14 protein-coding genes are annotated in these 14,782 nt (G+C 56.9%); 11 read left to right on the top strand and 3 right to left on the bottom strand.

All coding sequences use genetic code 11. The features are described from left to right. The first annotated feature begins 243 nt into the window (after positions 1 to 243). Positions 244 to 849 carry a MiaE family protein gene (locus tag KEHDKFFH_RS16155; RefSeq protein ID WP_104322861.1) on the top strand — a complete coding sequence of 202 codons (606 nt, stop codon included), beginning with the start codon at positions 244 to 246 and terminating at the stop codon, positions 847 to 849. A 54-nt stretch (positions 850 to 903) separates the two neighbouring features. On the opposite strand, the gene KEHDKFFH_RS16150 is transcribed toward KEHDKFFH_RS16155, so the two are convergent. Beyond that, positions 904 to 1,788 carry a LysR family transcriptional regulator gene (locus KEHDKFFH_RS16150; RefSeq protein WP_104322860.1) on the bottom strand — a complete coding sequence of 295 codons (885 nt, stop codon included), beginning with the start codon at positions 1,786 to 1,788 and terminating at the stop codon, positions 904 to 906. Positions 1,789 to 1,933: 145 nt separating this feature from the next. Between KEHDKFFH_RS16150 and KEHDKFFH_RS16145 the strand changes: the two genes are divergently transcribed. The 8 genes from KEHDKFFH_RS16145 (at position 1,934) to KEHDKFFH_RS16110 (ending at position 10,243) form a co-directional block, all read left to right on the top strand. Continuing rightward, the gene (locus KEHDKFFH_RS16145) at positions 1,934 to 2,704 is read left to right on the top strand and encodes a ferredoxin--NADP reductase (protein ID WP_064228897.1); all 771 of its coding nucleotides are present in this window, start codon (positions 1,934 to 1,936) and stop codon (positions 2,702 to 2,704) included. Positions 2,705 to 2,819: 115 nt separating this feature from the next. Continuing rightward, entirely contained in the window at positions 2,820 to 4,400 is a 1,581-nt protein-coding gene (locus tag KEHDKFFH_RS16140) for a PQQ-dependent sugar dehydrogenase (protein WP_104322859.1), read from the top strand. A gap of 68 nt (positions 4,401 to 4,468) precedes the next feature. Then, entirely contained in the window at positions 4,469 to 4,861 is a 393-nt protein-coding gene (locus tag KEHDKFFH_RS16135; protein ID WP_104322858.1) for an acyl-CoA thioesterase, read from the top strand. A 33-nt stretch (positions 4,862 to 4,894) separates the two neighbouring features. Next, positions 4,895 to 5,782: a hypothetical protein gene (locus tag KEHDKFFH_RS16130; RefSeq protein WP_104322857.1), complete on the top strand. Its 888-nt coding sequence runs from the start codon at positions 4,895 to 4,897 to the stop codon at positions 5,780 to 5,782. A 260-nt stretch (positions 5,783 to 6,042) separates the two neighbouring features. Next, entirely contained in the window at positions 6,043 to 7,068 is a 1,026-nt protein-coding gene (locus KEHDKFFH_RS16125; RefSeq protein ID WP_192875799.1) for an amino acid ABC transporter substrate-binding protein, read from the top strand. A 93-nt stretch (positions 7,069 to 7,161) separates the two neighbouring features. Beyond that, entirely contained in the window at positions 7,162 to 8,349 is a 1,188-nt protein-coding gene (locus tag KEHDKFFH_RS16120; RefSeq protein WP_104322856.1) for an amino acid ABC transporter permease, read from the top strand. After that, positions 8,349 to 9,434: an amino acid ABC transporter permease gene (locus KEHDKFFH_RS16115; protein WP_104322855.1), complete on the top strand. Its 1,086-nt coding sequence runs from the start codon at positions 8,349 to 8,351 to the stop codon at positions 9,432 to 9,434. The genes KEHDKFFH_RS16120 and KEHDKFFH_RS16115 overlap by 1 nt, the downstream gene beginning before the upstream one ends. Before the next feature lie 98 nt (positions 9,435 to 9,532). Continuing rightward, positions 9,533 to 10,243: an amino acid ABC transporter ATP-binding protein gene (locus tag KEHDKFFH_RS16110; RefSeq protein ID WP_104322885.1), complete on the top strand. Its 711-nt coding sequence runs from the start codon at positions 9,533 to 9,535 to the stop codon at positions 10,241 to 10,243. A 40-nt stretch (positions 10,244 to 10,283) separates the two neighbouring features. Here KEHDKFFH_RS16110 and KEHDKFFH_RS16105 read toward each other — a convergent pair whose 3' ends face one another. Both KEHDKFFH_RS16105 and KEHDKFFH_RS16100 read right to left on the bottom strand, forming a co-directional pair. Beyond that, entirely contained in the window at positions 10,284 to 11,009 is a 726-nt protein-coding gene (locus KEHDKFFH_RS16105) for a UDP-2,3-diacylglucosamine diphosphatase (RefSeq protein WP_104322854.1), read from the bottom strand. Beyond that, on the bottom strand, positions 11,006 to 11,506 hold the full coding sequence (locus tag KEHDKFFH_RS16100; RefSeq protein WP_104322853.1) for a peptidylprolyl isomerase: 501 nt from the start codon (positions 11,504 to 11,506) through the stop codon (positions 11,006 to 11,008). Before KEHDKFFH_RS16100 ends, KEHDKFFH_RS16105 begins: the two co-directional genes overlap by 4 nt. Before the next feature lie 138 nt (positions 11,507 to 11,644). On the opposite strand from KEHDKFFH_RS16100, the gene KEHDKFFH_RS16095 reads away from it, so the two are divergent. Then, on the top strand, positions 11,645 to 13,324 hold the full coding sequence (locus KEHDKFFH_RS16095) for a glutamine--tRNA ligase/YqeY domain fusion protein (RefSeq protein WP_104322852.1): 1,680 nt from the start codon (positions 11,645 to 11,647) through the stop codon (positions 13,322 to 13,324). Beyond that, a complete protein-coding gene (gene cysS / locus KEHDKFFH_RS16090; RefSeq protein ID WP_104322851.1) occupies positions 13,321 to 14,709 on the top strand; it encodes a cysteine--tRNA ligase in 1,389 nt (462 codons plus the stop codon). Before KEHDKFFH_RS16095 ends, cysS begins: the two co-directional genes overlap by 4 nt. The last annotated feature ends 73 nt before the right edge of the window (positions 14,710 to 14,782 follow it).

Raw genomic sequence — 14,782 nt, 5'->3', positions numbered from 1 at the left:
ATCAGTTGGAATGTCCCGCGCCGTTGGCTTCATGCCTTGGCGGGAGGTTTTGGCGGAAAGGCCACAGGAGCCTCTGAATAATGCCTCAAATCACCGATGGGGTTTCAGGGTTTATTCAGAGACTCCTTAATCTGGCGCTGCATTCTATAGGAAACCCCTTATAAAGTTAAGTTGGACAGAGGTCGGAGGAATCTGTTAAGTGCGCTATACTCGCCGGCTGCAAATCAATCAATATACTGAGCCATGAACGACGCCTTGCAAGAGATTCACGACTTCCTGCCATGCCGGACTCCGCAACGATGGATCGACAACGCCCTGGCTAATCAGGACCTGATGCTGATCGATCACGCCCACTGCGAGAAAAAGGCCGCCTCCACAGCGCTCAGCCTGATGTACCGCTATGTCGACAACACTGATCTGCTGAACAAGATGTCCCGGCTGGCCCGGGAAGAACTCAGGCATTTCGAGCAGGTGCTGGCGATCATGAATAAGCGGGGCGTGGACTATTGTCACCTGACGCCGGCTCGTTACGCCGCAGGGTTGAGACAGGAAGTTCGCACAGAAGATCCCGGGCGTCTGGTGGATGTGTTGATTGTTGGCGCCATCATCGAAGCGCGCTCCTGTGAGCGTTTTGCCGCCCTGGTGCCGTTCCTGGATGAGAAGTTGGCGGATTTCTACACCAGTCTGCTGAAATCCGAAGCCCGGCATTATCAGGATTATCTGTCACTGGCCGAGCAGGCCGCAGGTGGGCCTGTCGAGGCGCGCGTCGGCGAATTTCTGGCGCTTGAGAAGGCGTTGATCGAGGAGCCGGATACGGAGTTCCGGTTCCACAGTGGGCCGATGGGCTAGGCCTGGCCCGCCAGGTTGGGGTCAGAAGAAAGCTTTCTTCTGACCCCGTCTTCATCACTCCAGGTTCCTACAAAGCTCTATCCAGGCGTCTATCCCAGCGCTGCGGTATTTCTGTTTGTGCAGGATGAAGTAGAACTGGCGATCAAACCGACGGTGTGCCGGCACGGTCAGCGGCACCAGACTGCCACGCTTGAAGGCGTCGGCCAGCACCACTTCAGACAGGCAGCCAATGCCCAGATCTGCCTCAACTGCCCGTTTGATGGCTTCCGTGTGTTCCAGTTCCAGCAGCACGTTCAGATCCGGCAGCAGTCCGTGCATGCCCCGCTCGAAGCTCTGGCGGGTGCCTGACCCCTGTTCCCGCATGATCCAGGTGGCGTTGCGAAGGTCCTCGTCCGAGAGCGAATCCCGGCTCGCCAGGGGGTGGCTGGGCGAACAGAACACCACCAGTTCGTCGCCTCGCCAGGGCAACACATCCAGCTCTGATGATTGCAGTTCCCCCTCGATCAGACCTATATCCAGCTCGAAGTCTTTGACACGTCTGGCTATGGTGCTGGTGTTGGCAACTTCCAGGGAGACTCTGGGGTGGGTAGGGGTATTCATGTATTGGGCCATCACACCCACGGCCAGATAGTTGCCAATAGTAAGCGTGGCGCCAACTTTCAGAGCGCCTACTTCCGTGTGCTTGCTGAAGGCCTGTTCCAGCTCATTGGCCTGAGCAAGAACAGCTTCGACTTTCGGGCGGTAAAGCCGCCCGAGCTCGTTTAACTGAAGCCGTTTGCCAACGCGATCGAACAGCTGGATATCGAACTGGTTTTCCAGTTCTTTCAGCGCACTGCTGGCTGCTGACTGCGACATGGCCAGCGATTCGGCAGCGCGGGTAATATTCTGGAAGTGCGCCGCTGCCAGGAAAACTTCCAGCTGTCGGAAACTGTATTTCATAACTTTTGGCTCTTAATCGGCTCACTCGAATAAGGTTATGAGAATATCCCATTTTCCCGATAGGTTAGTGCCGGGTTAGACTAAGCGCAATCCAAAGTTAAATCATTCGCCGTAAAACAGCGTATCGAACAGGCAAGAGGTTTACATGAGCAACCTGATCAAAGAGAAAGTTACCAGCGTTCATCACTGGAACGATACCCTGTTCAGCTTTACCACAAGCCGGGATCCGGGCTTTCGTTTCAAGAACGGTCATTTTGTCATGATTGGTCTGGAGACCGAGGGTAAGCCCCTGATGCGCGCCTACAGTATCGCCAGTGCCAACTATGAGGAAGAACTTGAGTTTTTCTCCATCAAGGTGCAGGACGGCCCACTGACATCGCGTCTGCAGAAGATCCAGGTGGGCGACGAGATTCTGGTTAGCCGCAAACCGACGGGAACTCTGATTCTGGATAATCTCCTGCCTGGCAAGAACCTCTGGCTGATCAGCACTGGCACGGGGCTCGCACCGTTCATGAGTATCATCAAGGACCCCGAGGTCTACGAGGCCTTTGACAAGGTGATCCTGACCCATGGCGTTCGTTACGTCTCGGAGCTGGCTTATCAGAAGGAAATCGAGGAACTGCCGGAGAACGAATATTTCGGTGAGATGGTGAAGGGCAAGCTGGTCTACTATCCAACCGTCACGCGGGAAGAGTTCCGCAACCAGGGCCGGCTGACCGATGCCATGGAAACCGGGAAAATCACCCGTGATCTGGACCTGCCGGATTTCGATCCGGAAACCGATCGTTTCATGATCTGCGGCAGTCCGAGCATGCTAAAGGACACCTGCGCCATCCTGAACAACATGGGATTCAAGGAAGCCCGCGGTGGCGACATGGGGCATTACGTGATTGAGCGGGCCTTTGTGGAGCAGTGAGTTCGTAGGCTGAAACTGCCTCGAAAAAGAGCCGGAGCGTGATGCTCCGGCTTTTTTGTGTTTGTATCTGACAGAACTGGTCGTATAAACGGCAAACGGTTTTGGAGGCGGAAACATGGCAGGAAGGCAGTTAAAGAAGATAAACGTCATCAGTTTTCTGGTGGCACTGGTGGTCGGGGTTATTCTTGGAACTGTGGTTCAGACACAGTTAAACCTCCTGGCCCTTCAGGCAATGGGGGTGGCGGTTGAACTTGACGCCCGCGTTTCCGCTACCGTGCACGACCTGGCCTCCTTTGCGCCGCTCTACCTGATCCTGTTTGGCGTCAGTTTCCTGGTTTCCCAGAGCGTCGCCGCGGTCGTTTCCAAATTTGTGGGGCGTGGACTGCGGGTTCCGCTGTTCGCGCTTGCGGGAGCAGTCGGGCTATGGGCGGCACTGATGATTGTCAATGCCCTGGCGCCCATGCCGACACTGATTGCGGCGACCCGGTCCGCGGGTGGATTGCTGGCCATATTGGCCACGGCGGCGTTTGCCGGTGCCTTGTTCGCCCGCTTGACCGCCAAATCGTTTGCGGGTGTCAGTGTCCGCGCCTCGAACGCCGTGCTGGCCTGTTGCCTGACAGCAGGCCTCGGATCGATGCCTGGCCCGGTACAGGCCCAGTCTTCGGGCGACTATACCGTAGAGACGGTAACTTCTGGCCTGGAGCATCCCTGGTCCCTGGCATTTCTTCCCGACGGTGGCGCCCTGGTAACCGAACGGGCAGGGCGACTGCGTCGAATCTCGGCGGACTGGGAGTTGGGCCAGGAGCCGATCAGCGGTGTGCCTCCAGTTTTCGATGATGCCCAGGCTGGCCTTTTTGATGTCCTGTTATCGCAGGATTTTGAGGCTGATCAGGCGGTATTTCTCGCCTACGCCTGCGGTACCGCCTCTGCCAATCACCTTTGTGTTGCCCGTGGTCAGTTGCAGGGAATGGCTCTGACAGGCGTTGTCGAGATATTCCGGGCTAAACCTGCGAAACGGGGCAGTGCCCACTATGGCGGCCGAATGGCCTGGCTTCCGGATGGAACGTTGATCGTCACGCTGGGGGACGGATTCGACTACCGTGAGCAGGCACAGGACCTGTCGAGTCATCTGGGCAAGATTGTCCGGCTGAACCCGGACGGCAGTGCTCCGGCCGATAATCCCTTCGTTCGCAGGGACGACGCGCTCCCGGAAATCTACAGTTACGGGCATCGCAATGTGCAGGGGCTGGTCTACGATTCCGTTGAGGGCCTGCTGATTGCCCATGAACACGGCCCGCGTGGCGGGGATGAGATCAACATCATCGAGCCAGGCCGTAACTATGGCTGGCCGGTGATCACTCACGGCATAGACTACACCGGAGCTATGATCACGCCCTTTGTTGAGCGGGAGGGTATGGAGCAGCCGCTGTTGCACTGGACGCCTTCAATCGCTCCCTCGGGAATGACACGCTACCGCGGCGAACTGTTTCCTGGCTGGCAGGGCAACCTGCTTGTCGGTGCGCTTGCCGACGAAAGTGTGCACCGGGTGACCCTGGACGGACGGCAAGCCAGCGACACGGAAACGATGTTCGAGGAACTTGGCGAACGGATCCGGGATGTTGCTACCGGGCCTGACGGCGGGGTGTATCTGCTCACCGACAATGCCGACGGCCGGATTCTGCGTATCGTGCCTTAGTCGGAGATCTGGGTTGTTTGCGTGTGGCCGGTGTATAGTAGGCGGTTTTCAAACAGGGGGAAGCCGCCATGTTTCATCTGGAACTGGAACCACGTTTCAGCGATACCGATGCCCTCGGGCACATCAGCAATACCACTCTACCGGTCTGGTTCGAGCAGGCAAGAACGCCGGTTTTCCGGATTTTTCATCCCACCCTTGAGGCAGAGACCTGGCCGCTGATCATTGCACGGCTGGAGATTGATCTGTTGGCCCAGAGCTACTGGCATATTCCGGTCAAGATCAAAACAGGCATCGGCAAGATCGGCAATTCGTCCTTCCGTGTGGTTCAGGAAGCGTGGCAGGGCGATAAGCAGATTGCCCGGGGGGTGGCCGTGCTGATTCATTTTGATTATGAGACGGAGAAAGCCCTTCCGATTCCAGAGGACATCAAAGCAAGACTGTCTGAACATGTTGTAGAGTGATCGCGCGCAATTTTGACCTTCCCGGAGGCGTTGGTGTTTGGTAAATCGTTTGCATTGCTTTTTCTGATCACGGTTTTCACCCTCGCTGGTTGTGATTCCGCGAATGAGGCTACGAATCCCGGTCCTGGGTCGCAGGATTTGTCCGCGTCGGAAAGTCCTGATGTTGATGTTTCCCTGGCGCTGACCTCCGCCCAGTTGGACTGGGTGGGCCAACAGATTTTCCGGAACGAGTGTGCCGGTCGTTTCCAGTGTCTGGTCCACTGGAATGATGGCGAGGCGTTCCCGTCGCTCGGGATTGGGCACTTCATCTGGTATCCGGAGGGCGTCGAGGGACGGTTTGTTGAAAGCTTTCCTGCGCTGATGGAATACATGGAGCAACGGCAAGTCAATATTCCCGAATGGCTGCGGGCGCTGGAGCCTTTCGATGCTCCCTGGGACGTAAAAGCGGACTTTCTTGCTGTCGACGATTCACCCCGGCTTGCGGAACTGCGGGAGTTTCTGGCTGGCACCCAGGGGATACAGGCAGAATTTATATTTCGGCGCGCCAGGCGGTCACTTGGGCAGATCATTGAGGCAGCTCCGGGTGAGCGAAGGTCAGAGGTGGCTTCCAGGCTGGAAGCGCTTGGTCAGACCCCCGGCGGTGTTTACGCCATCATCGACTATGTGAATTTCAAGGGAGAGGGGCTTTCAGCTACGGAACGCTACAACGATCAAGGCTGGGGGCTGCTGCAGGTGCTGTTGGAAATGTCTGGCTCACCTGACCGGAGTGCTCTGGTGCAATTCAGGGAGGCGGCTGGCACTGTTCTTACACGCAGGGCTGAAAACGCCAAGGATCCGATCGAACGAGAGCGCTGGCTGCCAGGATGGCTGAAGCGCCTCGAGACCTATAAAGAGCCTCCCGTCTTCAAAATTTCCGAATAATTTTGCATAAAAACTAGTTCATTTACTGAACCTTGTTCTACTTTTAAGGAGCACGGCCCTAAAGCTGCCTTTTTTTGGCGCATAGGGCTGCAGTGAGGGCACTGTAACAGTGCATGAAGCAGCGCCACCTGGTTCCAGATCTGTCTGTAACGCCCCGGTGGCGGATAAAAACAATACAAATCAAAGGTTTAGTGTGTATGGCTCGCAAATTGCTGAGGTCACACGTCGCGAAAAACCAACTGATGTTCGGAGAAAAGACAATGAGAAAGACGAAATCGATTGCCCTGGGGATTGCTCTGGCGGTAGGCACGTTCACGGCCACTGGGGCCATGGCTGCCACCACTCTGGAAAACGTCAAGGAAAAAGGCCATCTCCAGTGTGGGGTGACCAGCGGACTGCCAGGTTTCTCTCAGCCTGACGAAAAAGGTAACTGGACCGGTATCGACGTAGACACCTGCCGTGCGGTGGCCGCGGCAATTTTCGGTGACGCGAGCGCCGTTGAGTTTACACCGCTGACCGCGAAGGAGCGTTTCACCGCCCTGCAGTCTGGCGAAATTGATATGCTCTCCCGTAACACCACCTGGACACTGACCCGGGATGCCTCTCTGGGCCTGAACTTTGCCGGCGTGAACTACTACGACGGGCAGGGCTTCCTGATCAACAAAGATATTGGCGTGGACGACGCCACTCAATTGGACGGTGCCACCATCTGTATTCAGGCCGGTACCACTACCGAACTTAACCTTTCTGACTATTTCCGCGCCAAGGGCATGGAATTCAAGCCAATCGTATTCGATACCTCGGAACAGACGGTTCAGGGCTTTGCGGCCGGTCGCTGCGATGTTCTGACTTCTGACCGTTCACAGCTTGCAGCCCTGCGTTCAAAGCTGTCTGACCCGAATTCGGCCAAGATTCTGCCGAATACCATCTCCAAGGAGCCGCTGGGCCCGGTTGTACGCCAGGGTGACGATCAGTGGTTCAACATCGTCAAGTGGGTGCTCTCTGTGCAGATCAATGCCGAAGAGCTGGGCGTTACCAGCGCCAATGCCGACGACATGTTGAAGTCCGATAACCCGAACATTCAGCGTCTGCTGGGTACCGACGGCGATATGGGTGCCAAGCTCGGATTGCCGGATGACTTTGGTCACAAGGTAGTGAAGCTGGTTGGCAACTACGGCGAGATGTATGACCGCAACGTAGGTCCGGATACCCCGCTGGGCCTGGACCGCGGTATCAACGCGCTGTGGACTGAAGGCGGCATCATGTATGCCCCGCCGGTCCGTTAAGACCTGAAGGCATGCGGCGAAGTCTCCTGATCGGAGGCTTCGCCGTTATCTCTGATGCTGTAAACCACAGGGAAAAGCTCTTCAGGACACTCCATGAAAAAACAAACCATTGATACCCGACCTGCAGGGCCCAAGCCCTGGTATGACCCCCGGGTCCGCTCACTCTTCTTCCAGGCGATCGCCATTGCCCTTGTGTTCTGGGGCGGATGGGTTCTCGTCGATAACACGCTTTCCAATATGCAAAGCCGTGGCATCAGCACCGGTTTCGGGTTTCTGAATGAAACCGCCGGTTTTGGCATCATCATGAATCTGGTGCCTTACGATGCAACCATGTCTTATGGCCGAACGTTCTGGGTCGGTCTGACCAATACGCTGCTTGTTTCCGCGATGGGTGTGGTGGCCGCTACCATTCTCGGTTTCATTATCGGTGTAGCGCGGCTCTCGAGTAACTGGCTGGTGGCCAAGATGGCGCTGGTCTACATCGAGGTTATTCGCAATATTCCACTGCTGCTGCAGATTTTCTTCTGGTACTTTGCCGTACTCAGCAATCTTCCCTCACCGCGTCAAAGTGTCGATGTGGGGGGTGCCATGTTCCTCAACAATCGGGGCCTGTATTTGCCTGAGCCAATGACTCAGGAAGGATTCGGGATTGTCTGGGGCGGCATTCTGCTTGCCATTGCTGCTGTCGTTGGGGTCCGGGTCTGGGCCAAAAAGCGTCAGTTGGCGACGGGGCAGATTTTTCCGACCTTCAAGGTTGGAGTCGCGATTCTGGTGTTTGTGCCGGTGATTTCCTACCTGGTAGCGGGACGCCCGCTTGACTGGGAACTGCCTGCTCTGAGGGGATTCAACTTCGGTGGAGGTATCACGATAATTCCAGAGTTAGCCGCCCTGTGGATTGCACTTTCGCTGTACACCGCCAGCTTTATCGCGGAAATTGTGCGCTCGGGTATCCTTTCTGTCAGTAAAGGGCAGACTGAGGCGTCCAAGGCTCTTGGTCTGCCGAATGGCCTCACCCTGAGGCTGGTGGTTATACCGCAGGCCATGCGGGTCATCATTCCACCGCTGACCAGTCAGTACCTGAATCTCGTCAAAAACTCGTCTCTCGCCACCGCGATTGGCTATCCGGACCTGGTGGCGGTATTCATGGGTACCACGCTCAATCAGACGGGGCAGGCCGTAGAGGTTGTCGCCATAACCATGGCGGTGTATCTCACCATCAGTCTGCTGATCTCGCTGTTCATGAACATCTATAACCGGGCTGTGGCCATTAAGGAGCGATGATGACCGAGTCAACCATGAAAGCACCCAAGAAGGCGCTCAGGCCGGTCAAGTGGATGCGGGAGAACCTGTTCTCCGGCTGGTTCAACACGGTGTTGACGCTGGGTGTCGCCTATATGCTGGTTACCAGTGTGGGACCCTTGCTCAACTGGTTCTTCCTCGACGCCAACTTTGTTGGCGCTGATGCGAGTGACTGCACGGGTGCCGGCGCCTGCTGGCTGTTTATAAGCCAGCGCCTGAACTTCTTTATCTACGGGTTTTACCCGGACGAGCTGCAATGGCGGGTGGACGCGATGTTCCTGCTGTTGGCCATTGCCTTTGTGCCCCAGTTTATCGAGCGGTTTCCGGGCCGGAAGTGGCTGGGACTCTTTGGCATCTTCGGTCTGCCCGTTGTTGGCTACTTCCTGATTCCCGGCGGTTCATTCGGCCTGGAACAAGTGCAGAGCTCGAAATGGGGCGGTCTGATGCTGACGCTGATCCTTGCTTACATCGGGATCGTAGCCTCGTTGCCAATTGGCATATTGCTGGCGCTGGGCCGGCGCTCCGAGATGCCAATCATCCGGGGGATCTGTGTGGTCTTTATCGAGGTATGGCGGGCGGTTCCGTTGATCACGGTCCTGTTCATGGCCTCGGTGATGCTGCCACTGTTTCTTCCGGAAGGTGTGAACTTCGAAAAGCTGGCCCGGGCCCTGATCGGCATAACACTGTGGCAGTCCGCATACATGGCTGAGGTAATTCGCGGTGGTCTGCAGGCCATTCCGCGAGGCCAGTACGAGGCCGCCGATGCTCTGGGGTTGGGGTACTGGCGCAAGACGGGGCTGGTAATCCTGCCGCAGGCCCTGAAGATGGTAATTCCGGGCATCGTGAACACTTTCATTTCCCTGTTCAAGGACACCACACTGGTGCTGATCATCGGCCTGTTCGACATTCTGGGAACGGTCCAGTCCACTGTGACAGATCCCGCCTGGCAGAACGTTGCCATCGAGGGCTATGTATTTGTGGCGTTCTGTTTCTGGGTCTTCTGCTTCGGCATTTCCAGATACAGCCAGAACCTTGAACGAAAACTCGACACCGGTCATAAGACCTGATGGGTAATCCTATGACAGACCAAACACAGACTTCAGATGTACAGGCCCAGCCCCAGGGTCAATCGGAGGCAAAGCCCGGGATTATCCGGGTCGAGGGGATGCATAAATGGTACGGGGATTTCCATGTCCTCAAGGATCTCAATCTGAACGTGGCTCAGGGTGAACGGATTGTTATCTGTGGGCCATCAGGCTCGGGTAAATCCACCTTCATCCGTTGCATCAACCGACTGGAGGAGCATCAGCAGGGCAAGATCATTGTTGATGATGTGGAGCTGACCGATGATGTCCGCCAGATCGACACGGTTCGCCGGGAAGTGGGCATGGTGTTTCAGCATTTCAACCTGTTTCCGCACCTGACGGTGCTTGAGAACTGTTGCCTGTCACCCATCTGGGTGCGCAAAACGCCCCGAAAGGAAGCCGAGGCAACGGCGATGGAGTACCTGGAGCGGGTGAAAATACCGGAACAGGCTGACAAGTACCCCGGCCAGTTGTCAGGCGGTCAGCAGCAGCGGGTGGCGATTGCCCGGGCTTTGTGCATGAAGCCGAAGATCATGCTGTTTGATGAGCCAACCTCGGCACTGGATCCGGAGATGATCAAAGAGGTGCTGGATGTCATGATTGAGCTGGCGGGCAGTGGCATGACCATGCTCTGTGTCACCCATGAAATGGGCTTCGCCAAGACGGTGGCGGATCGGGTGATCTTTATGGACGGTGGCGAAATTGTGGAGCAGGCACCTCCCCACGAGTTCTTCACAAATCCGCAGGAAGCCAGGACTCAGAAGTTCCTCCAGCAGATACTGGCGCACTGAAGCCAGGGATAAAAAAGCCGGGCATTCGAGCCCGGCTTTTTTACAGCGGTTGCTTGTTCAGCTTGGGATCCTCGCCGGGCTTCGCCTCCAGCCACCAGACGTTCTTATCCCAATCGCCCAGTACAATCCGCTTGGCCGGCGAGCCGTTGGCGGTCAGCTCATGCACTGCAGGGCGGTGGGTGTGGCCATGGATCAGTCTCTGAACCCCGTGCTTTTCCATGTCTCTGACGACTTCCTCGGGCGTTACATCCATGATGAACTCTTCCTTGCCCTGATTTTTCGCCATGCTGATGTCCCGAAGCTGGCGGGCCATCTGCTGGCGGTCTTCCAGGGGGCGCTGCAGTATCATCTGTTGCCACTGTGGGTTGCGCATATTGGCGCGGAACTTCTGGTACTCCACATCGGCGGTACACAGGCTGTCGCCATGCATCAGCAGGGTAGGGGTGCCGTGCAGATCAATCACCGTTGGGTCGTCCAGAAGCGTTGCGCCGGCCCGGTCGCAGAAATCCTGGCCGATCAGGAAATCCCGGTTGCCGTGCATCAGGAAGATATTGGTGCCGCTGTCCCGAAGCTTGCGCAGGGCCGCAGCGACCTGCTCCTGAAGCGGCGTGCGCTCGTCATCGCCGATCCAGGCCTCGAAGAAATCGCCGAGGATATAGAGCTGATCAACACCGCTGGCTTTCTCGTCGAGAAAGCCCATAAATGCCTCAGTGATATCCGGGCGCGATTCCTCGAGGTGAAGGTCCGAAATAAACAGCGTGGTCACGCGTCCTCCAGAACCTCGGCCTTCTCGATAACCACGTCATCGGCAGGCACGTCCTGGTGACCGGCACGCATGGTGGTGCGCACTGCACGGATCGCATTTACCGTGTCCATGCCTTCGACCACTTTGCCGAACACGCAGTAGCCCCAGCCTTCCGCGTTCTTGGCGGTGTGGTCCAGGAAGCCGTTGTTCTCAACGTTGATAAAGAACTGGGCGGTAGCAGAATGCGGATCCATGGTGCGTGCCATGGCGATGGTTCCCTGCATGTTGCTCAGGCCGTTATCGGCTTCGTTCGGGATGGAGTCGCGGGTTTTGCGCGGTGTCATGCCTGGCTCGAATCCGCCGCCCTGAATCATGAAATTGCTGATCACACGGTGAAAAATGAGGCCATCGTAAAAACCGTCGCGAACGTACTGTTCGAAGTTTTTGGCGGTTTCCGGTGCCTTGTCGTAGTCCAGTTCCAGCTTGATGTCACCGTAGTTGGTTGTCAGCAGAATCATCAGGTTTTCCTGTTCAGAAAGGTTAGGTACGTTAACGGGCCCATTGTACTCAAGAGTTTCCCGCTATGCATGAGTCCGGCAAGGATTTGTGAGTATAATACGCGGTTTAAGATTCACTCCCCTTTTAACAGAGATTGTATGAGCGCCGAGTCGAAGAAAGCCCACAACTTTATCCAGAGCCTGATCGAAGACGCCATCGCCAGCGGAGAGCACACCGGCAAGGTGGTCACCCGATTCCCGCCGGAGCCCAACGGCTACCTGCATATCGGTCATGCCAAATCGATCTGCCTGAACTTTGGCATCGCCGAGACCTTTTCCGGCGACTGTAACCTGCGGTTTGACGACACCAACCCGGAAAAGGAAAACCAGGAATACATCGACGCCATCAAGCAGGATGTGGAGTGGCTTGGCTACGAGTGGGCCGGGGACGTGCGTTACGCCTCCGATTACTTTGACGCCCTTTATGAATTTGCCGAGGAGCTGATTACCCGGGACAAGGCCTACGTTTGCGCCCTGACAGCCGATGAAATGGCCGAATACCGGGGCAGCCTCAAAGAGCCCGGCAGAAACAGCCCCTACCGGGACCGCCCGGTGGAAGAAAGTTTACAGCTGTTCCGTGATATGCGGGACGGCAAGTACCAGAACGGCGAGCTGGTTTTGCGGGCCAAGATCGATATGGCCTCGCCGAACATCAACATGCGGGATCCTATTCTTTACCGCATCCGCTACGCCGAACACCATCAGACCGGCAACAAGTGGTGCATCTACCCGATGTACGACTTCACGCATCCGATTTCCGATGCCATGGAGGGAATCACCCATTCCCTGTGCACGCTGGAATTTGAGGACCACCGGCCTTTGTATGACTGGGTGCTGGATAACATCTCCGGCCCCTGCCACCCGCGCCAGATCGAGTTTGCCCGGCTGAATCTTAATTACACCATCACCTCGAAGCGTAAGCTCAAGCGACTGGTGGATGAAGCCGTTGTTGATGGCTGGAACGATCCGCGGATGCCAACCATTTCCGGCATGCGTCGGCGCGGTTATACGCCGGAATCCATCCGCACCTTCTGCGACATGATTGGCGTGAACAAGGCTGGCGGTACCGTGGATGTGGGCATGCTGGAGCATGCCATTCGGGAAGACCTCAACACTCGCGCGCCGCGAGCCATGTGTGTGATGCGGCCGCTGAAAGTGACGCTCATAAACTACCCGGCTGACAAGAGCGAAACCCTGACTCTGCCGGTGCATCCGCAGAACCCGGATATGGGCGAGCGGGAAGTGCCCTGGACCCAGACCCTGTTCATCGACCGCGAAGATTTTGAAGTGGAACCGCCGCGCAAGTGGAAGCGGCTGGCGCCGGATCAGGCGGTACGCCTCCGGGGCGGTTATGTAATGACCTGCAGGGAAGTGATCCGCGACGACAGCGGCGAGATTGTCGAGCTAAAGTGCGAGTACGATCCCAACACCCTGGGCGTCAATCCCGAAGGCTATAAGCCCAACGGTGTCATTCACTGGGTTTCGGCCACCGACAGTGTGGAAGCGGACATCAATCTTTATGACCGTCTCTTTAACCACGAATCGCCGGACAGCGACAAGGAGGGCGATTTGATGGATCACCTGAACCCGCAATCACTGGTGGTTCTGAAAGGTGCGCGGGTCGAGAAGAGTCTTGCCGCGCCTCGCACAGATCTTCCCTACCAGTTCGAGCGGGAAGGCTATTTCTTCTGCGATCAGGCCCATACCGAGGCTGCCGGTCGGCCGGTATTCAACCGCACGGTAACGCTCAGGGATTCCTGGGGTAAGGGGGGCAAGTGATCCGCATCTACAACACGCTGACTCAGCAGAAGGAAGAGTTCCGACCGATTGAGCCGGGCAAGGTTCGGATGTACGTCTGCGGGATGACAGTCTACGACTATTGCCACCTGGGCCATGCCCGGGTGCTGGTTGCCTTTGACGTGATTACCCGTTACCTGCGCCATCGCGGCTACGAGGTAAATTATGTTCGCAATATCACCGATATTGATGACAAGATCCTGCGCCGTGCGGATGAGAACGGTGAGCCCTACAGCGAGCTCACGGACCGGATGATCAAGGCGATGCACGAGGACGAAGCCCGTCTTGGTGTGTTGTCTCCGGATGAAGAGCCCCGGGCCACGGCGTATATCGACGAAATCATCGCGATGATCCACAAGCTGATTGCCAGCGGCCACGCCTACGCGGCGGATAACGGTGATGTCTACTTTGCTGTGGACTCCTTCGATGACTACGGCAAGCTCAGCAAGAAAAAGCTGGAAGATCTGCTGGCGGGCGCGCGGGTCGATGTCCAGGAAGCCAAGCGGAGCCCGGCGGATTTTGCGTTGTGGAAAGCGGCAAAGGCAGGGGAGGTCAGCTGGCCCTCGCCCTGGGGTGATGGTCGTCCCGGCTGGCACATCGAGTGCTCCGCCATGTCCACCTGCTGCCTGGGCGATACCTTCGATATTCACGGTGGTGGCCCGGATCTGCTGTTCCCGCATCATGAGAACGAGATCGCCCAGTCTGAATGTGCCACCGGCCACACCTTTGTGAATACCTGGATGCACGCGGGTGCCATCCGGGTTAACAAGGAAAAGATGTCCAAGTCCCTGGGCAACTTCTTCACCATCCGTGAAATCATGGAGAAGTACCCGGCAGAGGTGGTCCGTTACTTCCTGGTTTCCAGCCACTATCGCAGCCAGGTGGATTACTCCGAGGAAAATCTGGCTGAGGCCGGCCGGACGCTCACCCGGCTCTACCATGCTCTGAGGGGGATTGTGCCCGCCAAGGCCGCTGATGTGCCGGAATCCGAACATGACCAGCGATTTGCCGAGGCGATGGACGATGACTTCAACACCGCGGGCGCCATTGCCGTCCTGCACGCCGTTGCCAACGAGATCAATCAGCATCGTCGCGATGGTCGTGAAGAGGACGCCAAGCGCAGTGCGGCAATTCTGGTTAGGCTCGGTGGTGTTCTGGGTCTGCTGCAGCAGGACCCCGAGGCCTTCTTCCAGGCAGACACGGGTGGTGAGCTCAGCGCCGAAGACATTGAAGCGCTGATCCAGGCCCGGGCTGATGCCCGCAAGGCGAAGGATTTTGCGGAGGCCGACCGGATCCGCGACGAGCTCCTCGAGAAAGGTATTATTCTGGATGATTCCCGAGAAGGGACAACCTGGCGTAAAGCCTGAATTTCAGGGAGCTGCTGGTTGGTCAGACCAGTTTTGTGCCTGCAGGAATGATCTTGTAAGGATTTTCCCTTAC

The sequence above is a fragment of the Marinobacter maroccanus genome (genome assembly GCF_002933275.1).
Lineage (GTDB): Bacteria > Pseudomonadota > Gammaproteobacteria > Pseudomonadales > Oleiphilaceae > Marinobacter > Marinobacter maroccanus.
The sequence above is the reverse complement of the archived record's forward strand: the minus strand, read 5'-3'. Positions and strand labels throughout refer to the sequence as shown.